This is a genomic window from Frondihabitans sp. VKM Ac-2883 (genome assembly GCF_015350875.1).
Lineage (GTDB): Bacteria > Actinomycetota > Actinomycetes > Actinomycetales > Microbacteriaceae > Frondihabitans.
On the sequence record NZ_JADKSF010000007.1, the window covers coordinates 141152 to 159215 of the forward strand.

The window sequence follows — 18064 nt, forward strand, 5'->3', positions numbered from 1 at the left end:
CGTGTCTATCCCGCAGGACGACGACCTCCTGCTTCCGAGGTCGCCAGGTCTGATCCGTCGATTCTGGGCTCGACACATGCGCCTCACCGACGTGCTCCTCGCCGTCGCAGCCGTGCTCGCGGGCTCCCTCGACACCTTCAACGGCAGGCTCGGCCTCGGCACGTCTCACCCCGTCGCCGTCGCGGCCTGGTTCGGCCTGCCGGTCATCGCCGGAGCAGCCATCGTCGTGCGCCGCGATCGCCCCATCGTCGTACTCGCAGTCACACTCGCCTGCGCGGTCGTCCTCACCGGCCTGAACACCACGTTCCCGATCCCGGCCATGCTCGCCCTCTACGCGGCGACCGTGTACTCCCGGCCGTCGTACGGTTGGATCGCGGCGCTCGTCGGCCTCGCCGCGTTGGTCGCGGTCGAGTACGCCGTGGCCGGCGAACCTCCGCGCAACGTGGGAATAGTGGGTGTCGCGTTCGTGATCACCCTGCTGATCGGGTCCACCATCGGCAACCGCCGGCGTTACCTCCAAGCCCTGCTCGATCGGGCGGCGCAGCTCGCCCGCGAGCGCGATCAGCGCGGACAGCTGGCGGCCGTCGAGGAGCGGTCGAGGATCGCGCGTGAGATGCACGACGTGGTGGCGCACGGACTCTCCGTCATGATCCGGCTCTCGGATGGCGCCGAAGCCGTGGCCGTATCGGATCCTGAGCGCTCTCGCGAAGCGGTCCGGCAGATCGGCAGCGTCGGACGCGCGTCGCTGCGCGACATGCGCCGCCTTCTGGGAGTGCTCCGCGACGACGACGAAGTGGGCTTCTCCCCGCAACCGACCCTCGGCGAGCTGGACGACCTCATCGAGACCTACCGCTCCGCCGGGCTGCCCGTCGCCGTCCAGCAACGAGGCACTCCCCCCACCGACTCCACGCTGCAGGTCGCCGTCTATCGCGGCGTGCAGGAGGCGCTGACCAACGCGCTTCGCTACTCCCGAGAACCGACACGGGTGCTCGTCGTCCTCGACTACGGCCCGGTCAGCACCACGGTCGATATCACCGATGACGGCATCTTCCTCGGCGCGCAGCAGTCGGTCGGCAGCGGACGCGGCCTCGTCGGCCTCCGCGAACGCGCAGCCGCTTTCGGCGGGACAGTCGAGGCCGGGCCCGCCATCAACCCCGAGACCGGGCAGGATGGTGGGGGATGGCGGGTGCGTATGAGCCTCCCCACAACTCTGGAAGGGATGAAATGACCGACATCACGCTGCTCCTCGTCGACGACCAGGATCTGCTCCGAGCAGGTATGGCCATGGTGCTCGGCGCCGCTGACGGCATCCGCGTGATCGGCGAGGCGAGCAACGGGGGTGACGCCATCATCCGCGCCGCCGATCTCTCTCCCGATGTGGTGCTCATGGACGTCCGAATGCCGGGTGTCGACGGGATCGAGGCGACGCGTCGCATCGTCGCCGCCGATCCGTCCGTTCGCGTCATCATCCTCACGACCTTCGATCTCGACGAGTACGCGTTCGGCGGGCTCAACGCGGGTGCGAGCGGCTTCCTGCTGAAAGACGCTCCGTCCGACGAGCTCATCCAGGCGATCCGCACGGTAGCGGCTGGGGAGGCGATCGTGTCGCCGCGCATCACTCAGCGGATGCTCGAGATGTATCGCGGCAAGATGCCCGAGTCGGCGCCCGCGGCTCCGTCGCCGCTCTCGGAACGCGAGCAGGAGGTGCTCGTCGCCATCGGCCGCGGACTCTCGAATACCGAGATCGCCGCCGAGTTGTTCCTGTCGGAGTCGACAGTCAAGACGCACGTGGGCCGGGTCCTCGCCAAGCTCGCTCTCCGCGATCGCGTCCAGGCCGTCATCTACGCCTACCAGCAGGGCCTCGTCTGAGACCTGGGTGCCATCGGGTTCCACCCGGCAGGATTACCACCCGTCATGTCTGATATTTATACTCGAGTCATGGACCCTGTCACCCAACCGCTTCCCGTCGTCACCCTGGCTCCCCCGACCGAGACTACGGCGCCCGCTCCGCGGTCTCACCGCATCCACGCCGCTCTCCGTCCCGCGCTGATGACCGCCGCCATCGTCGCTGCCCTTGTGTACCTCTTCTTCCACTGGGCGACGGTTCTCGCGGTGCTGTTCCTCGTCGGCCTCGCCCTCGTCGTCCTCCTGATGCCGGTCCTGCTGCTGCTGCGAGCCGTGTTCGGCAAACCCGGACTCACGGCCGGCGCGCTGATCGGCGCCATCGCGACAGTGCTGCTGGCCCGTCGACGCTGACCCCGACCGCTCCCACCGCGGGCCCACCGGGATCATCCCGGGGCCGGACGACGACCACGACACCGAAACGCGAGACTGGCGCACATGGACTTCCTCGGCTGGATCACCGATGTGACCTCCTCCCTTCCCCTAGGGCTGATCTGGGCTCTGGGATCAGCGCTCTCCTTCGCCGAGTCGGGTCTCGGTCTCGGTCTGTTCTTCCCCGGTGAGACGGCGATCCTCATCGTCTCCGCCGCGCTGACCACCCCGGGGAGCGCGGTCGTCATGTTCGCGCTCGTCACGGTCTTCGCCTGCGCGGGCGACCACGTCGGCTATCTTCTCGGAAGGAGACACGGGCCGAGGATCCGCGAGACGCGCCTCGTCCAGAGGATCGGGCCGCACCACTGGGATCGCGCCATCGCCCTCCTCGAGAAGCAGGGCGCCCGGGCCATCCTCTTCACCCGGCCGGTCCCGATCGTCCGCATCCTCACCCCGACGGCGGCCGGCGTGGCAGGAGCGACCTATCCCCGCTTCCTACCCGCATCGTTCTCGGGAGCCTTCATCTGGTCCGCCCTCTACGTCGGGCTCGGCTACCTCCTGCGCTCCTCGCTGAACGCCGTCGAGAAGTACCTGAGCTCGTTCGGCTACCTCTTCGCCGGGGTGCTGGCGCTCGCCGTCCTCCTGGCAGTCGCGCGTCGGATCCTCACGAAGCGTCGCGAACGGGACGGCTCGACCGACACCTTCACGGCCGCCGATGCCGGCCGCAGCACTCTCGCCCGAATTCGGCGGCGACCACTGACCACCGGGCTGGCGATCCGCCTCGGACTCGCCGTGATCGCATCGGTCTTCGCGCTCGCCGGCTGGTACCTCGGGCTCGCCATCACGGCAGCCCTGGTCGGGCTCTGCATCCTGCCCACCGGCCTGCCGACGCTCCTCGCCTCGCGGCGCTCCTCGATCATCACGACGACGGGTCGGGCCGAGCGACGCATACCGCTCGTCGACCGCCTCGTGCCCGCGGCGATGCTGGTGACTCTCGCCGCTGTCGGACGCACGCCCTTGAGCCTGGCGATCAGCCTGGGCATCGTCCTCGTAACCATCGCGGTGCTGCAGGCGTTCCTGCCCTCCGGTGCGGACACCCGGCTGCCCAACGACGTCCTCCGCGCACTCGCCATCGCGGTCTCGGTCGTACTGGTGGCCACGTCCATGGCATTCCCGGCGGTGGGCTTCCTCGCCGGCATCGGCACCGTGATCGTTCTCGCGGCGATGGCCCTCGGCATCGCCGACGGCGTCATCGCGGCCAGACGACTCAACGCCTCCGTCCGATCGGAAGCCGCCCAGCGGCTGCGCGAGCCCGCCTGACGCCCACCGCCTCGCAAACCCGGCCCGCGGCTCAGTCGAGTAGCAGCGCCGGCTCTTCCAGCACGCTCGCGACGTCTGCCACGAAGCGGGAGGCCACGTCGCCGTCGACCACGCGGTGATCGAACGAGGCGCCGATGGTCGTGACCATGCGCGGGCGCACCTCGCCGTCGACGACCCAGGGCTTCTGCTTGATCGTGCCGAGGGCGATGATGCCCACCTCGCCCGGGTTGAGGATCGGCGTGCCCGTGTCCATGCCGAAGACGCCGATGTTCGTGATGGTGATCGTGCCGCCCGCGGTGTCAGCCGGTTGGGTCTTGCCGTCGCGGGCCGTCAGGGTGAGCTCTTCCAGGGCCTGCGCCAGCTCGAGGAGCGACATCGCCTGTGCCTCTTTAATGTTGGGCACGATGAGGCCGCGGGGGGTCGCCGCCGCGATGCCGAGGTTGACGAAGTGGCTGACCAGGATCTCGCGATCGGTCCACTCCGAGTTGACCGTGGGGTTGCGACGGACGGCCCAGATGACGGCCTTCGCCATGATCAGAAGCGGAGAGACCTTGACCCCGGCAAACTGCGCGGAGTTTTTCAGCCGTTTGACGAACTCCATCGTGCGGGTCGCGTCGACGTCGACGAAGAGGCTGACGTGCGGGGCGGTGAAGGCACTCGACACCATTGCCGACGCGATGGCCTTGCGGACGCCCTTGACCGGGATCCGCTCGACGCGCTCCTCGCTCCACTCGGGCGTCTCGATGTTGTGGAAGACGCTTGCCTGCTTGGCATGCCGGATGACGTCGTCGCGGGTGGTCTCGCCAGCGAGTCCGGTTGCCTCGACCACTGCCAGGTCGACTCCGAGGTCTTTGGCGAGCTTGCGAATCGGGGGTTTGACGATGACCGGCTGTGCCGATGCCGCCGGCACCGACTCGGGGCGGCGCTTCTTGGCCTCCGCGACGCGTTGCACCCGGGCGTCGGCTTCGCCCTTGGTCGGGCGTCGACGCCGCGTCGCCGCGTGCCCGCCCGTGATGCCGTAGCCGACGAGCACGGAGCCCGACCCCTCGTCAGCGACCGCCTCGGCCGACGCCGCCGAGGTCGGAGTCGTGGTCACGAAGGCCGCCTCGTCCGCTTCGGCCTCGAGGATCTCGTCGGCCGGCGTGCGGGGGACGTCGCCTCCGGCCACCCGGATGATGGGCGCACCCACGGCGACGGTCTGCCCCTGCTCGACGAGGATCTCGTCAACGACACCTGCGAACGGCGAGGGCAGTTCGACGAGCGACTTCGCCGTCTCGATTTCGACGATGACCTGGTTGAGGGCGACGGAATCGCCGGGAGCCACCTTCCACTCGACGATCTCGGCTTCGGTGAGACCTTCGCCGACGTCGGGAAGATGGAATTCGTTGCTGGCTGTGGTGGTGGTCACGCGGGCTTCTTTTCTCAGTAGGCGAGGGCGCGGTCGACGGCCTCGAGCACGCGATCGGCATCGGGGAGGTAGACCGATTCGAGCTTGGCGGGCGGGAACGGGGTGTCGAAGCCGCTCACCCGGAGGACGGGGGCCTCAAGCGAGTAGAAGGCCTTCTCGGCCACGGTCGAGGCGATCTCGGAGGCGATGCTGGCGTTCTGCGGGGCCTCCTGGGCGATGACGAGACGGCCCGTCTTGCGCACGGATTCGAGGATCGGGCCGTAATCGACCGGCGAGAGCGAACGAAGGTCGACGACCTCGATGCTGATGCCCTCCTCGGCGGCGATCTCGGCGGCCTGGAGGAGGACCGAGACCATGGCCCCGTGACCGAGGACGGTCACCTCGGTGCCCGTGCGGACGACCCGGCTCGCGTGCAGGGGGGCTCCCGGCGCCGTGAAGTCGACGGGACCCTTCGGCCAGTAGCGGCTCTTCGGCTCGAAGAACATGATCGGGTCGTTCGACTGGATCGCTTCCTGGATCATCCAGTACGCGTCGTGCGGCGTCGACGGGCTCACCGACCGGAGCCCGGCCGTGTGGGCGAAGTAGGCCTCGGGGCTCTCCTGGTGGTGCTCGACGGCGCCGATGTGCCCGCCGTACGGAACCCGGATCACGACGGGGAAGGGCATGGTGCCCTCGTGCCGCGCGGTGAGCTTGGCGAGCTGCGAGGTGATCTGGTCGAAGCCGGGGAAGATGAACCCGTCGAATTGGATCTCGGCGACGGGGCGGAAGCCGCGCATGGCCAGACCGATGCAGGCGCCGATGATGCCGCTCTCGGCGAGGGGCGTGTCGATGACGCGCTTGGCCCCGAACTCGGTCTTGAGGCCCTCGGTCACGCGGAACACGCCGCCGAGCGTGGCGATGTCTTCGCCGAGCAGAACGACACGGGGGTCGTCGCTCATGGCCTTGCGCAGGCCCGCGTTGAGGGCACGGCCGAGGGGCAGCGTCTCAGTGGAGGGCGCGGCGGTCTCGGCGGTACCGGGAAGCGTGTTGGTCATGCTGATTCTCCGAACGACGACTCGTAGTGCGAGAGCCATTCTTTCTGCTCGTCGATGCGCGGGTGGGGCTCGCTGTAGACGTTGTCGAAAATGAGGTCGGTCGAGGGCTTCTCGAGGGCGAGCGTGCGCACCCGGACGTCGTTCGCGAGATCGTTCGCTTCCTCTTCGACGGCGGCGAAGAACGAGTCGGACTCGCCCCGACCTCGCAGGTAGGCCTCGTACCGCACGATCGGATCGCGCGCGATCCACGACTGCAGCTCGGCGTCGGTGCGGTACTTCGTCGGGTCGTCCGAGGTCGTGTGCGCGCCGATGCGATAGGTGAGGGCCTCGATGAAGCGGGGGCCTCCGCCGGAACGCGCCGCGTCGAGGTCGCGGAGTGTGACCGCGTAGCTCGCGAGGACGTCGTTGCCGTCGATCTGCGTCGAGGGGATGCCGAAGCCCTCACCGCGGAGGTGAAGGGACGTGCGCGACTGGGTGGCGACCGGAACGGAGATGGCCCACTGGTTGTTCTGGAGGAAGAAGACCTCGGGCGTTTGGAAGCTCGCCGCGAAGACGAAGGCCTCGCTGACGTCGCCCTGACTGGTGGCGCCGTCACCGAAGTACGTGATGACTGCGGTGTCGCGCTCAGGGTCGCCCGTGGCGTAGTCGCCGTCGAGGGTGATGCCCAGCGCGTACCCGGTGGCGTGAAGGGTCTGCGAGCCGATCACCAGCGTGTAGAGGTGGAAGTTCTGCCGCTCGGCCGGGTTCCAGCCGCCGTGGGTATTGCCGCGGAGCAGACGGACGACGTCGACCGGGTCGATGCCGCGCACCATGCCGACGGCATGCTCGCGGTACGAGGGGAAGAGGTGGTCTTGCGGGCGGCTGGCGCGGGCCGACCCGACCTGGGCGGCCTCCTGCCCGTGACTCGGAACCCAGAGGGCGAGCTGACCCTGACGCTGCAGGTTGCCGGCCTCGTCGTCGAAGCGCCGTGTGAGCACCATGTCGCGGTGGAACTGACGGAGCGTCTCGTCGGAGAGCGCCTCGATGGTGGGGAGGAACTCGGCGGTCCGGTCGTTCTCCTGGAGGACCCCGGCGGGGTCGAGGAGCTGAACCGTCTCGGGCTGTGCCCCAGCAGAAGGCGCCGTCGAGGGCGCCGCGTGACTCGTGGTGTCGAATGACATGCGATCGAGCCTATCTGCGACCCGCTCCGAGAGAGCTAGAGGGCGTGAACAACCTCCTGGGCGGCTGCTAGGAGTTTGTCGACAGAAGCGGCCTCGCCGATCGAGACGCGGATGCCCTCGGGGGCGAATGCCCGGACGACGATGCCGTGCTTGTCGAACACCCCGGCGGCGTGGGCCGTGTGCTCTCCCGTGGGGAGCCAGAGGAAGTTGCCCTGAGCGGGCGGCACCTCCCAGCCCTGGTCGAGGAGCGCCTGGCGGACGTCGTCGCGGAGGCGCACGATGCGGGCCACGCGCTCGAGGAGCTCGCCCTCGTGAGCGAGGGAGGCGATCGCCGCCTCCTGCCCGAGGCCCGTGACCGAGAGGGCGATGGCGGTAGAGCGGGCGGCGTCGAGGATGTACGCGGGGCCGATGGCATAACCGACCCGGAGTCCCGCAAGACCATAGGCCTTGGAGAAGGTACGGAGCACGACGAGGTTCGGGTGACGCTCGGTGAGCGACTCCCCATCGACTGCCGCCTCGTCGGTGACGAACTCGGCGTAGGCCTCATCGAGCACGACGAGCACCGACTCGGGCACGGAGGCCATGAAGGTCTCGAACTCGGCCGTCGTGACGATCTGCCCCGTCGGGTTGTTGGGCGAGCAGACGATCACGAGTCGGGTGCGATCGGTGAGCGCCGCCGCCATCGCGACGAGGTCGTGGCCGCCGTCGGCGCGGTTGGGCACCTGCACGCTGGTCGCGCCGGTCACGGTGACGAGACCGGGGTAGGCCTCGAACGAACGCCACGAGTAGAGCACCTCGTCGCCCGTCTGCGCGACCGCGAGGAGAAGCTGGGACAGGACCGAGATGGATCCTGCGCCGATGTGCACCTCGTCGAGGCCGACGCCGTAGCGGTCGGCGAGGATCTGGCGGAGAGCGGCAGCGGAAGCATCGGGATACCGGTTGACCTGGAGAGCCCCGTGGAGCGCCTCGATGACAGCGGGCAGAGGCTCGAATGGATTTTCGTTGCTCGACAGCTTGAAGGCGTCCGGGTCGGCCTGTTTGCCCTGGCGGTAGGGCGGGAGGGCGGCGATCTCGGGGCGAAGACGTACGGGAACGGTCACGAAGCCAGACTACGGGCTACCACCCGGGCCCACGGATGGGCATAGTTGTGCCCATGCGATTCTTCGTCCGGCTCGTGATCAACGCGCTCGCCCTCTGGCTCACGACGCTTCTCGTCTCCGGCGTCAACGTCGTGTCGTTCGGTGACGGCACCGTGGTGCCCACCGTGCTGACCTTCCTCCTGGTCGCGTTCATCTTCGGCCTCGTCAACAGCATCGTCGGCACGGTGGTCCGCGTCGTGGCCTTCCCGCTGTACATCCTCACCCTCGGGCTGATCTCGCTCGTCGTGAACGGAATTCTGCTGCTCGTGGTGGCCTGGGTCTCGGAGCTCATCGGGTTCGGTCTGGTCGTCGACAATCTCGGGTGGGGGATCCTCGGGGCCCTCGTTCTGGCGATCATCGCCTGGCTCATCGGAATCGTGCTGCGGCCGCTCTTCGGTGACGTGCGCGGCCGTCGCTGACCCATGGCGTTCGAGGTCAGCGAGTTCGACGAGGTCGGCCATAAGCCGACGCTGTTCCGCGTCGTCTTCGTCTGCACCGGAAACATCTGTCGTTCACCGATGGCCGAGGTCGTGTTCCGCAATCTCGTCGAGAAGGCCGGCTACGGCGATCGGGTGACCGTCGCGTCGCGGGGCACCGGCGACTGGCACGTCGGCGAACGCGCCGACTCACGCACGGTGGCCGCACTCGCCGGGCGGGGCTTCGACGGCTCGCAGCACCGGGCCCGCCAGTTCGAGGCGGCGGACTACGACAGGCACGACCTCCTCGTCGTCTTCGATCGCGGTCAGGAGCGGATCCTGAAGGGCTGGGCGCCCTCGGACGACGACCGGTCGAAAGTCCAGCTCCTGCTAAAATTCGACCGCGACGGCTCCGCCGTTCACGCCGGCGACGGGACTGACGTTCCCGATCCGTACTACTCCGACGACGCGATGTTCGAGACCGTGCTCGACATGGTCGAGCACGCGTCGACCGCGCTGTTTCGGCAGATCGAACCAGCACTCCGACAAGGATCGACCACATGAGCCTTCCCATGCAGCCTCTCAGCCCTCTCGACGGTCGCTACCGCCAGGCGGTCAAAGGGCTCGGGGAACACCTGAGCGAGGCCGGCCTCAACCGGGCTCGCGTGCATGTCGAGGTCGAGTGGCTGATCGATCAGACCGATCGACGATTCGCAGGATCCGCGCCGCTGTCCGACGAGCAGAAGGCCGCTCTCCGCCGGGTCGTCACCGACTTCGGCCAGAGCGCCATCGACGAGCTCGCCGTGGTCGAGGCCACCACCCGCCACGACGTCAAGGCCGTGGAGTACTTCGTGCGGGCGCGCCTCGCCGAGTTGGGCCTCGACGGGGTCGCCGAGCTGACGCACTTCGCCGCGACGAGCGAAGACATCAACAACCTCTCGTATGCGCTGACCGTGAAGGCCGCCGTCGAAGACGTCTGGCTGCCGAAGTTCGACACAGTCATCGCCCTGTTCGAAGGTCTCGCCCGCGAGCACGCCACCACGCCGATCCTGTCGCACACGCACGGCCAGCCCGCGACGCCGTCGACGGTCGGCAAGGAGTTCGCCGTCTACGCGTACCGCCTCGGGCGCATCCGCTCCCAGATCGCGGCGTCGGAGTACCTCGGCAAGTTCTCGGGCGCCACCGGCACCTTCTCCGCGCACGTCGCAGTCGACCCGACGGTCGACTGGGTCAGCGTCTCCCGCTCGTTCGTCGAGGGGCTCGGTCTCACCTGGAACCCGCTCACCACCCAGATCGAGTCGCACGACTGGCAGGCCGAGCTCTACAGCCGAGTCGCCCACGCCAACCGCGTGCTGCACAACGTCGCCACCGACATCTGGACCTACATCTCGATGGGCTACATCACCCAGATCCCGGTCGCCGGCGCGACCGGCTCCTCGACGATGCCGCACAAGATCAACCCGATCCGCTTCGAGAACGCCGAGGCGAACCTCGAGATCTCGTCGGCGCTCTTCTCCTCCCTCGCCGAGACGCTCGTCACGAGCCGCCTGCAGCGCGACCTCACCGACTCGTCGGCACAGCGCAACATCGGCGTGGCCTTCGGCCACTCGCTCCTCGCGCTCGACAACATCACCCGCGGCCTCGGCGAGATTTCGATCAACACCACCGCACTGGCCGCCGACCTCGACGGCAACTGGGAGGTGCTCGGCGAGGCTATCCAGACGGTCATGCGCGCCGAGATCACCGCCGGCCGCTCGTCGATCAGCGATCCCTACGCGATGCTCAAAGAACTGACCCGCGGCCACCGGGTCGGGCAGGCCGAGCTCATCGCGTTCGTCGAGGGCCTCGACATCGGCGACGACGCGAAGGCACGCCTGGTCGCGCTGACGCCGGGCGGGTACGTCGGGCTGGCGGCTTCGCTCGTCGACTTCCTGCAGAAGTAGGTCGGGCGGGATCCTCGGCCCCGTCTCTGCTGTTTCAGACGGGGCGGTGCGTACCCGCGTGGCGCGTGCCGGAACGCCGGATGGACGAGGCTTGTCCGAGGCCCGGCGTACCGGCGCGCGCCGCGCCAGAAGACTCAGTGGTGCGAAGGCCGGTCGTCGAAGTCGTCGTTCTCGAGCAGACCCTTGACGCGGCCGTTCTCGTCGCGGATCTCGTGGAGCTCGGCGTCGTTCGGCTTCGCGGCGAGCGCCAGCATGGCGAGGATCACCACGCCGACGATGAAGGCGATGCAGAGGAAGATGCCGGCGAGGTTGATCTCGCGGGTGGCAAGCAAGACGATCAGGCCGGTGAAGAGGCCGAAGACGGCGGAGAGCCCGAGCAGCTCGGCGGGGCGGACGCGCTCGCGCCTGGTGGGTGTGGTCATGAGGAATGTGCTCCGTCGGTGCTCGAGTCGTGCGTCTCGCCCGAGACGCGGGGTTCTGCGGCGCCGGAGCCGGGCGCGCGATACGTCTCTGGCTGGCCGGTCTGCCACTTGAGCGAGAGCCCCTGAATGATGAGGAAGACGCCGACGAGGGCGCCGTAGGCCCCGACGACGCCGACCAGGATTGTTGACGACGTCAGCGTGCCGCGGATCTCTTCGATGCCGCCGAGCTGCTTCGAGTAGTCGGTTGGCACCACGAGGTAGACCAGGGCCAGAGCCAGGGTGAGCCCGCCGAGCAGCATCCAGTCACGGGCGAGCTGGCTCTGGCGGCGGCGACGAAGCCCGGTGAAGAGCTCGAGGGCGCCCGTGATAATGGCCCAGCCGGTGACGACGGCCACGAGCGTCGGGAGCCCGCCCGAGGGGGCAAGCAGTGCGACGAGACCGAAGACGACGCCGACGACGCCCTGCACGACGGCCAATGTGCGACTCGACGCATCGGCGAGATACCGCCACGAGGCGACAGCGAGCAGAATGCCGCCCGCGATCGTCGTCGACCCGAAGACGGTGAGACCGACACTGGCCGAGTGATCGTTGACAAACGTCGTGACGAGGCCGAGAACGAGGAGCGGCACCGCCCGGAGAACGGGGACCGGCCAGTACCGCGCGTCGAGCGCGGGGTCGTGGTGGGTGGCCGTCACGTGTCTTCTTCCGGGGTCGGGGGAACGATCGAGTTTACCCCGCGCGCCGTTGGGGCCTCACGGTGTCGCTCGGAGTCGAGCGCACGGCAACCGTCCATTCCCGATGCCTTCTCAGCAACCGCCACTACGGTCGGCTTATCTGCACCCGAGCGCCCGCTCGCACCCGCGACTGAGAAGTCGATCCCCTCTGGGAGATGACTTTGACCGTTCTCGATTCCCCCGCGGCCGCGCCCGCTGCAAAGGCCCCGGCGCCGATGCGCGTCCGAAACCACGCCGAGCTGCCCGCGGGGTTCCGCGGCACCACCTCGGGTGAGACCTCGAAGCCGATCAGCACCTACACGGCGTTGCTCGCGAAAGTGCGCGATGCCGGACTCCTCGAGCGCCGCACCGGGTTCTATGTCGCCATGTTCGTGGGCGTAACCCTGCTGCTCGCCGCCGCCGTGACCGGATCCGTCCTGCTCGGCGACAGCTGGTTCCAGCTGCTCATCGCCGCCGGCATCGGCCTCATCTTCACGCAGTACGCGTTCCTGGCGCACGAGACCGCTCACCGCCAGGTGTTCGCATCGGGTGTGACGAGCGACCGGGTCGGCCGGATCCTCGCCTCGGGCGTCGTCGGCATGAGCTACGCCTGGTGGACGTCGAAGCACACCAAGCACCACGGCAACCCAAACACGATCGGTCGCGACACCGACATCGCCTACGACACGGTCTCGTTCCTTGAGCAGGACGCCGTTAGGCAGCGCGGTCTCTCTCGCCTCTTCACGCAGCGCCAGGGCTACATCTTCTTCCCGATCCTGCTGTTCGAAGGCGTCAACCTGCACCTCCTTTCGTACAGGACGCTGTTCGGTCGCAAGAAGGTCGACAAGCGCTGGCACGAGATCGCGATGGTCACAGCACGCTTCACCATCTACCTCGGCCTCATCTTCTGGTTCCTGCCGGTGGGAATGGCGTTCGCCTTCGTCGGCGTGCAGCTGGCGATCTTCGGTCTCTACATGGGCTCGGCTTTCGCCCCGAACCACATCGGCATGCCGATCATCCCCGAGTCGAGCCGCGTCGACTTCCTCTCGAAGCAGGTACTCACCTCGCGCAACATCACCGGCGGTCGCTGGATGACCATCGCAATGGGCGGCCTCGACTACCAGGTCGAGCACCACCTCTTCCCGAACATGGCCCGCCCGCACCTCCGTGCCGCGTCGAAGCTCGTTCGCGAGCACTGCTCCGAGCACCAGGTGCCCTACACGCGCACCACGATCGGCCAGGCATTCGGCACGGTCATCGCGTATCTGAACCGTGTCGGCCTCGCCGCCCGCGTACCGTTCGACTGCCCGATGGCAGCCGAGTACCGACCCCGCTAGCCGGGCCGCCTCCCGGCCCCGTGGGTAGGCTCGCGGGCATGAGCGCCCTCGACGACATCCGGCTCGCCGAGGCCGCCCGGATGCTCGGCATCCACGACGTCGACGGGCTGGCCGGGCGGGCACAGGCGTGGCTCGCGGACGGCGTGGAGTCGCCGAGCGTCGCGCTGCTGGCGGAGAGCGGCGACCTGCCCGAGGAGCAGCGGCTCAGGATCCTGCGCTCCGCCGCCGTCGAACTCGACCTGACGTTCGTGAGTCTTCAGACGGCGCGCACCTACTACGTGCAACGGTCGCTCCCTGAGCTCACCACGGTGGAGGGCGCGGCGGGCATCGCGGCGCTGTCGAACGGGCTGACGGACGAGTGGACGGGGCGGCTGCGGCGGCTGTTCCGGCGACTCTGAGAGTTCTCAATTGGCCGCAGTTCTCCGCGTGGCTGACCGAGTGAGCGCTCACGGACTAGCGTCACGCGCATGGACTATAGAAACCTGGGCTCCTCGGGAGCCGTCGTGTCAGAGCTGACACTCGGAACGATGACGTTCGGCGCCGAAGCCGACGAAGCCACCTCGCACGCCCTGCTCGACACCTTCGTCGAACACGGCGGCACCTTCATCGACACCGCCGACGTGTATTCGTCCGGTGTGTCAGAAACCATCATCGGGCACTGGCTGAAGGCACACCCCACCGAGGCCGAGCAGGTGGTCATCGCGACCAAAGGCCGGTTTCCGATGGGCGAGGGGCCGAATGACCTCGGTCTCTCGCGCCGCCACCTGCGCACGGCGCTCGACGCGTCGCTCACGCGCCTCGGCGTCGACCACGTCGACCTCTACCAGATGCACGCGTGGGACGCCCTGACTCCGATCGACGAGACCCTGCGCTTTCTCGACGACGCCGTCGCCGCCGGCAAGATCGGCTACTACGGCTTCTCGAACTACCTGGGCTGGCAGCTCACCAAAGCCGTCCACCGCGCTCAGGCGCTCGGCTTCGTGCCGCCCGTCACCCTGCAGCCGCAGTATTCGCTGCTCGTGCGCGACATCGAGCACGAGGTCGTGCCGGCATCCGCCGACGCCGGAATCGGCCTGCTCCCGTGGTCGCCGCTCGGCGGCGGCTGGCTGACGGGCAAGTACAAGCGCGACGAGGCACCCACCGGTGCGTCGCGACTCGGCGAGAACCCGGCACGGGGCATGGAGGCGTGGGAGGCCCGCAACGCCGACCCGCGCACCTGGGACGTGCTCGACGCCGTGCAATCGATCGCGACGGAGCATGGAGCAACCGCCTCGCAGGTCGCGATCGCCTGGCTGCTCGCCCAGCCGACCGTCACGAGCGTGATCCTCGGAGCCCGCTCGGTCGAGCAGCTCGTCGACAACCTCGGCGCCTCCGGTCTCGGGCTCAGCGACGACGACGTGGCACGGCTCAGCGCGGCGAGCGCCCCACAGGCCGACGACTACCCGTACGGGGTGGCCGGCGCGGCGCAGCGGAACCGGAAGATCGAAGGCGGTCGCTAGGGTCGGGGCCACTTCGCGAGTGCCGCCGATTGCCGGCAGCGGCGCAAGAGCCGTGGCATTTGGCGGCACTCGGGGCACCGCACGACCTAGACCCCGCCGAAGCGCTCGGTGCGGATCGTTGCCGGGTCGTGGCCGAGCTCGACCAGCGCCTCCGACACTGCGGCGACAAACCCGTTCGGGCCGCAGACGTAGAACGACGCGCCAGCGTTGGGCGGGAAGACGAGCGACGCGAGACGCTCGGCGTCGAGGCGGCCGATCGTCGTGGTGACGCCCTCGGGGGCGCGACGGGTCCAGACCCGGGCGACCGAGAAGGATCCTGACCGCTCCCGCTCGGCCAACTCGGCACGGTAGTACTCGGCCTCGGGATCGCGCAGCGAGTAGAGCAACCGGAACGGCGCGGTGCCGGCACCGGCCGAGCGCGCCCGGAGCATGGCCATGAGGGGCGCGACTCCCGACCCGCCGGCGATCAGCTGCACCGGCTCCGGCTGAGTCTCGTGCCAGACGAACCAGCCGCCGATCGGCCCGCGAATCTCGAGGGGGTCGCCCGGTTCGAGTCCGCCGACGAGGTACGGGGAGACCTCGCCGTCGGGAAGCTCTTCGACGGTGAGCTCGACCTCGTCGTCGGCGAGGGGCGAGACGAGAGGCGGCCCGCCGGGAACGGCCGAGAGCGAATACGACCGCACAGCCTGGTAGCCGTCGTCGGCGGTGAGGCGCACGTCGACGTGCTGGCCAGGAACGACCGGGCCGAGGCCCTCCACCCGGAGCCGGATGCTGCGCGCCGTCGAGGTCTCGTCACGAGCGCCCACGCACACGGCTGGGCGCCACGCGTTCGTCACTCGGCCGTCACGAGTAGCGCTCTTCCTTCCACGGGTCGCCGTGCGCGTGGTAGCCGAGCCCCTCCCAGAAACCGGGCGTATTCACCGGCATCGTCTGAATGCCCTGTACCCACTTCGCGCTCTTCCAGAAATACAGGTGCGGCACGAAGAGGCGGGCCGGGCCGCCGTGCTCGCTGCGGAGCGGCTCCCCCTCGAACTCGTGCACGATCCAGGCCTTGCCGCCGAGCAGGTCGGCGAGCGGCAGATTGGTCGTGTAGCCGCCATAGCTGCGGGCCATCGCGAACTCGTGCGTCGTCTCGAGGCCGTCGAAGAGGGTGTCGAGCGAGACTCCCCGCCAGTTCGTGCCGAGCTTCGACCAACTCGTGACGCAGTGGATGTCGGTCGCGATCGTCTCCTGCGGCAGAGCGAGAAAGTCGTCCCACGAGAGCGACTTCGCGCCGTTCTCGGTCGCGATCTGCAGCTCCCAGCGCTTGATCTGGGGGTCGGGGCCGGTCGCGAGAACCGGAAAGCCCTTCTCCAGATACTGACCGGGCGGGAGCGCAGGATCCGCGCGACGCCTGCTGGCAAAACCGGTGAATCCGACCACGGCGCCTCCTCAGCTCGGGCCTTCAGCATGGCACCGCTCGCTCGTGAGTGAAAGGCGCGTGCTCCACCTGCCTACAATCACTTGTGCTGGCACAGGAACCCATCGCGGTCGAAGCCGCGTCGACCGCACCCGCCGCAGCTCCCTCCCGACTCCTGGCCGCGGCCCAGCGGATGCCGTCGTGGGTGGCCGTAGTCGTCATCTACGCCATCTCTCGGGTCTTCTCCACGGCACTGATGTTCGTGCTGTACCGGATCGCCGCCTCCGACCCCGGTCACTACGGCAACGGCTACGTCGACGCGGGCCCGACGGGCGGCCTGATCGGCTTTCTTAACGTCTGGGATGCCCGCTTCTACACGAGCATCGCCGAGCACGGCTACCCGCAGCACCTCCCCGTCGATGCGACCGGCGCCGTCCAGTCGAATGCGTGGGCGTTCCTCCCGGTCTTCCCCTGGACCAACCGGCTCATCGCCCAGCTCACCGGATGGGAGACCGGCACGGTCGCCGTGCTCGTCGCGACGGTCTTCGGCGGGCTCGCGGCCGTCATGCTCCACAAGTTTCTGCGTCTCCGCGTCGACGCGCTCGGAGCTCTCTGGGGAACGACGTTCTTCTGCTTCGGCGCAATGGGATTCATCCTGCAGACCGGCTACGCCGAGAGCATGTTCCTGTTCTTCCTGTTCGCCGGGATGTGGGCGTTGATGAAGCGCCGCTACGGGATCCTCACCTGGTGCGGAGTGCTCGGATCCTTCACTCGCCCCGGAGCGGTCGCCCTCGCCCTCGCCCTGCTGATCGTCGTCGTGTACCGCTTCGTCAAGCACCGCGACGAGTTCCCGAGAGCCGAACGCGTGATCGCCGTGCTCAGCGGCCTGGCAATTGCCGCGGCGGGTCTGGCGTGGCCGTTCATCGCCGCCGCCTTCACCGGTCGAGGCGACGCCTACCTCGAGACGGAGATGTCGTGGTGGACCGACATGATCGGCTACAAGCCGCCCTTCATCCCTCTCACACCGTGGTTCTTCATGACCGTCCACTGGCTCGGCATTCTCGGCGCGGTCGTTGCGCTGGCGATCGTCGCACTCTGGTTCTGGGGAATGAACAAGCCGTCGCTCCGTCGACTCGGGCTCGACGTAAGGGCCTTCTTGACGTCGTACGCGCTCTACCTGTTCGCCGTGTTCCTGCCGCAGTGGAGTCTGCCGCGGTTGATCATGCCGCTTGCCCCGGTGCTCGCCGTCGACAGCGTCACCCACCACCGGGCGATCCGGAGACTCATGCTGGCCTCGGGCATGGGGTTGCAGATCACGGCCGCGGTGACGCTGTGGCTGACCGGGCCGCCGTAGCCGCCCCGTTCGGCGCCGGCTGCAAATTCGAAGGAGAAACCGGCATGCCACCCCGGCCGATCGCCATGAGACCGTCGGCCGGTGCAGGTTTTTCCTTCAAATTCGGAGCGGGGGTGCGGAGCGGGGCCGCCCTCAGGATCCGTCGGGCCGGCTCTCGAACCCGGCCGACGCCTGCCGTTGGTGCGCGATGCCCTCCTCGACGAGGTCGAGCACGGCCAGCGTCCGCTCGACATCCGTAGCTGTCGGGTGCGACCCGTCGGCCGCGGCCACGGCGCTGAGCATGGTTTCGGCGCGACCGTCTTGCAGGCGCGCGAGGTTCGCATCGGCCTTGACCGTGTGCCAGAGCTGGATGCGGCGGGCGTCGTCCGGGTCGGCTCGACGCTCGACCAGGCCGTGCGCTTCGAGGGCACGGAGAGCCGAGCTCAGGTTGCTGCGCTGGAGCCCCGTTCCGGCCGCGACGGCACTCGGGCTCGACCCGGGGTTGCGGTGGATGAAGCGGATGACGTTCTGCTCGGAGCCGACGAGGTGAATCACATCGTCGGGAAGACCGTGGGTCTGGAGCTCGCGGGCGATGACCAGAATGCGGTCGGCGATCTCCGCCCAGGTGGACGCGTCGACGGATCCGGAAGTCATGCTTACACACTAG

General features: G+C 68.5%; 20 protein-coding genes. 11 read left to right on the forward strand and 9 right to left on the reverse strand.

Annotation, left to right across the window (positions count from 1 at the left end; genetic code table 11):
• The first annotated feature begins 1 nt into the window (after position 1).
• From ITJ49_RS13705 to ITJ49_RS13720, 4 genes are all read left to right on the forward strand, one after another.
• The gene (locus ITJ49_RS13705; protein ID WP_194606170.1) at positions 2-1228 is read left to right on the forward strand and encodes a histidine kinase; all 1227 of its coding nucleotides are present in this window, start codon (positions 2-4) and stop codon (positions 1226-1228) included.
• The gene (locus ITJ49_RS13710; RefSeq protein ID WP_194606171.1) at positions 1225-1869 is read left to right on the forward strand and encodes a response regulator transcription factor; all 645 of its coding nucleotides are present in this window, start codon (positions 1225-1227) and stop codon (positions 1867-1869) included. The genes ITJ49_RS13705 and ITJ49_RS13710 overlap by 4 nt, the downstream gene beginning before the upstream one ends.
• A gap of 69 nt (positions 1870-1938) precedes the next feature.
• The gene (locus ITJ49_RS13715; protein ID WP_194606172.1) at positions 1939-2256 is read left to right on the forward strand and encodes a hypothetical protein; all 318 of its coding nucleotides are present in this window, start codon (positions 1939-1941) and stop codon (positions 2254-2256) included.
• 84 nt (positions 2257-2340) lie between these two features.
• Entirely contained in the window at positions 2341-3594 is a 1254-nt protein-coding gene (locus ITJ49_RS13720) for a DedA family protein (RefSeq protein ID WP_194606173.1), read from the forward strand.
• Between the two features lie 31 nt (positions 3595-3625).
• Here the strand turns inward: ITJ49_RS13720 and ITJ49_RS13725 are convergent, their stop codons facing one another.
• Genes ITJ49_RS13725 through ITJ49_RS13740 form a run of 4 tightly spaced genes read right to left on the reverse strand, consistent with a single transcriptional unit; the run spans position 3626 to position 8296 of the window.
• Positions 3626-5002: a dihydrolipoamide acetyltransferase family protein gene (locus ITJ49_RS13725; protein WP_194606174.1), complete on the reverse strand. Its 1377-nt coding sequence runs from the start codon at positions 5000-5002 to the stop codon at positions 3626-3628.
• Between the two features lie 14 nt (positions 5003-5016).
• Entirely contained in the window at positions 5017-6036 is a 1020-nt protein-coding gene (locus ITJ49_RS13730) for an alpha-ketoacid dehydrogenase subunit beta (protein ID WP_194606175.1), read from the reverse strand.
• Entirely contained in the window at positions 6033-7196 is a 1164-nt protein-coding gene (locus ITJ49_RS13735) for a thiamine pyrophosphate-dependent dehydrogenase E1 component subunit alpha (protein WP_055961487.1), read from the reverse strand. The genes ITJ49_RS13730 and ITJ49_RS13735 overlap by 4 nt, the downstream gene beginning before the upstream one ends.
• A gap of 35 nt (positions 7197-7231) precedes the next feature.
• The gene (locus ITJ49_RS13740) at positions 7232-8296 is read right to left on the reverse strand and encodes a histidinol-phosphate transaminase (protein WP_194606176.1); all 1065 of its coding nucleotides are present in this window, start codon (positions 8294-8296) and stop codon (positions 7232-7234) included.
• Between the two features lie 53 nt (positions 8297-8349).
• On the opposite strand from ITJ49_RS13740, the gene ITJ49_RS13745 reads away from it, so the two are divergent.
• Genes ITJ49_RS13745 through purB form a run of 3 tightly spaced genes read left to right on the forward strand, consistent with a single transcriptional unit; the run spans position 8350 to position 10694 of the window.
• The gene (locus tag ITJ49_RS13745) at positions 8350-8754 is read left to right on the forward strand and encodes a phage holin family protein (RefSeq protein WP_055961492.1); all 405 of its coding nucleotides are present in this window, start codon (positions 8350-8352) and stop codon (positions 8752-8754) included.
• 3 nt (positions 8755-8757) lie between these two features.
• Complete coding sequence (locus ITJ49_RS13750; protein ID WP_194606177.1) at positions 8758-9315, forward strand: low molecular weight protein-tyrosine-phosphatase; 558 nt, start codon at positions 8758-8760, stop codon at positions 9313-9315.
• On the forward strand, positions 9312-10694 hold the full coding sequence (gene purB / locus ITJ49_RS13755; RefSeq protein WP_194606178.1) for an adenylosuccinate lyase: 1383 nt from the start codon (positions 9312-9314) through the stop codon (positions 10692-10694). The genes ITJ49_RS13750 and purB overlap by 4 nt, the downstream gene beginning before the upstream one ends.
• Before the next feature lie 134 nt (positions 10695-10828).
• Here the strand turns inward: purB and ITJ49_RS13760 are convergent, their stop codons facing one another.
• Together ITJ49_RS13760 and ITJ49_RS13765 are read right to left on the reverse strand one after the other, a co-directional pair.
• Positions 10829-11116 (reverse strand): hypothetical protein, encoded by a 288-nt coding sequence (locus ITJ49_RS13760; protein ID WP_199726129.1) that lies wholly within the window; start codon positions 11114-11116, stop codon positions 10829-10831.
• Positions 11113-11811: a DUF308 domain-containing protein gene (locus ITJ49_RS13765; protein WP_194606179.1), complete on the reverse strand. Its 699-nt coding sequence runs from the start codon at positions 11809-11811 to the stop codon at positions 11113-11115. The genes ITJ49_RS13760 and ITJ49_RS13765 overlap by 4 nt, the downstream gene beginning before the upstream one ends.
• A 194-nt stretch (positions 11812-12005) precedes the next feature.
• Between ITJ49_RS13765 and ITJ49_RS13770 the strand changes: the two genes are divergently transcribed.
• From ITJ49_RS13770 to ITJ49_RS13780, 3 genes are all read left to right on the forward strand, one after another.
• Positions 12006-13166, forward strand: coding sequence for an acyl-CoA desaturase (locus tag ITJ49_RS13770; RefSeq protein WP_194606180.1), 1161 nt, complete (start codon positions 12006-12008; stop codon positions 13164-13166).
• Between the two features lie 38 nt (positions 13167-13204).
• A complete protein-coding gene (locus tag ITJ49_RS13775) occupies positions 13205-13564 on the forward strand; it encodes a hypothetical protein (RefSeq protein ID WP_194606181.1) in 360 nt (119 codons plus the stop codon).
• 69 nt (positions 13565-13633) lie between these two features.
• On the forward strand, positions 13634-14665 hold the full coding sequence (locus ITJ49_RS13780; RefSeq protein ID WP_194606182.1) for an aldo/keto reductase: 1032 nt from the start codon (positions 13634-13636) through the stop codon (positions 14663-14665).
• Positions 14666-14751: 86 nt separating this feature from the next.
• On the opposite strand, the gene ITJ49_RS13785 is transcribed toward ITJ49_RS13780, so the two are convergent.
• Together ITJ49_RS13785 and ITJ49_RS13790 are read right to left on the reverse strand one after the other, a co-directional pair.
• Positions 14752-15471, reverse strand: a complete 720-nt coding sequence (locus ITJ49_RS13785; protein ID WP_370544524.1) for an FAD-binding oxidoreductase — start codon at positions 15469-15471, stop codon at positions 14752-14754.
• Positions 15472-15508: 37 nt separating this feature from the next.
• On the reverse strand, positions 15509-16087 hold the full coding sequence (locus ITJ49_RS13790; protein ID WP_055961509.1) for a molybdopterin-dependent oxidoreductase: 579 nt from the start codon (positions 16085-16087) through the stop codon (positions 15509-15511).
• 83 nt (positions 16088-16170) lie between these two features.
• Between ITJ49_RS13790 and ITJ49_RS13795 the strand changes: the two genes are divergently transcribed.
• Positions 16171-17418: a mannosyltransferase family protein gene (locus ITJ49_RS13795; protein WP_194606184.1), complete on the forward strand. Its 1248-nt coding sequence runs from the start codon at positions 16171-16173 to the stop codon at positions 17416-17418.
• 132 nt (positions 17419-17550) lie between these two features.
• Here the strand turns inward: ITJ49_RS13795 and ITJ49_RS13800 are convergent, their stop codons facing one another.
• Positions 17551-18051, reverse strand: coding sequence for a MarR family winged helix-turn-helix transcriptional regulator (locus ITJ49_RS13800; RefSeq protein ID WP_194606185.1), 501 nt, complete (start codon positions 18049-18051; stop codon positions 17551-17553).
• Between the last annotated feature and the right edge of the window lie 13 nt (positions 18052-18064).

What these genes read in the sequence shown, in the direction of transcription:
- ITJ49_RS13710 (WP_194606171.1), top strand. Translation starts at nt 1,225, where the DNA reads ATGACCGACATCACGCTGCTCCTCGTCGACGACCAGGATCTGCTCCGA.
- ITJ49_RS13715 (WP_194606172.1), top strand. Translation starts at nt 1,939, where the DNA reads ATGGACCCTGTCACCCAACCGCTTCCCGTCGTCACCCTGGCTCCCCCG.
- ITJ49_RS13720 (WP_194606173.1), top strand. Translation starts at nt 2,341, where the DNA reads ATGGACTTCCTCGGCTGGATCACCGATGTGACCTCCTCCCTTCCCCTA.
- ITJ49_RS13730 (WP_194606175.1), bottom strand. Translation starts at nt 6,036, where the DNA reads ATGACCAACACGCTTCCCGGTACCGCCGAGACCGCCGCGCCCTCCACT.
- ITJ49_RS13735 (WP_055961487.1), bottom strand. Translation starts at nt 7,196, where the DNA reads ATGTCATTCGACACCACGAGTCACGCGGCGCCCTCGACGGCGCCTTCT.
- ITJ49_RS13745 (WP_055961492.1), top strand. Translation starts at nt 8,350, where the DNA reads ATGCGATTCTTCGTCCGGCTCGTGATCAACGCGCTCGCCCTCTGGCTC.
- ITJ49_RS13750 (WP_194606177.1), top strand. Translation starts at nt 8,758, where the DNA reads ATGGCGTTCGAGGTCAGCGAGTTCGACGAGGTCGGCCATAAGCCGACG.
- purB (WP_194606178.1), top strand. Translation starts at nt 9,312, where the DNA reads ATGAGCCTTCCCATGCAGCCTCTCAGCCCTCTCGACGGTCGCTACCGC.
- ITJ49_RS13760 (WP_199726129.1), bottom strand. Translation starts at nt 11,116, where the DNA reads ATGACCACACCCACCAGGCGCGAGCGCGTCCGCCCCGCCGAGCTGCTC.
- ITJ49_RS13770 (WP_194606180.1), top strand. Translation starts at nt 12,006, where the DNA reads ATGACTTTGACCGTTCTCGATTCCCCCGCGGCCGCGCCCGCTGCAAAG.
- ITJ49_RS13775 (WP_194606181.1), top strand. Translation starts at nt 13,205, where the DNA reads ATGAGCGCCCTCGACGACATCCGGCTCGCCGAGGCCGCCCGGATGCTC.
- ITJ49_RS13780 (WP_194606182.1), top strand. Translation starts at nt 13,634, where the DNA reads ATGGACTATAGAAACCTGGGCTCCTCGGGAGCCGTCGTGTCAGAGCTG.
- ITJ49_RS13800 (WP_194606185.1), bottom strand. Translation starts at nt 18,051, where the DNA reads ATGACTTCCGGATCCGTCGACGCGTCCACCTGGGCGGAGATCGCCGAC.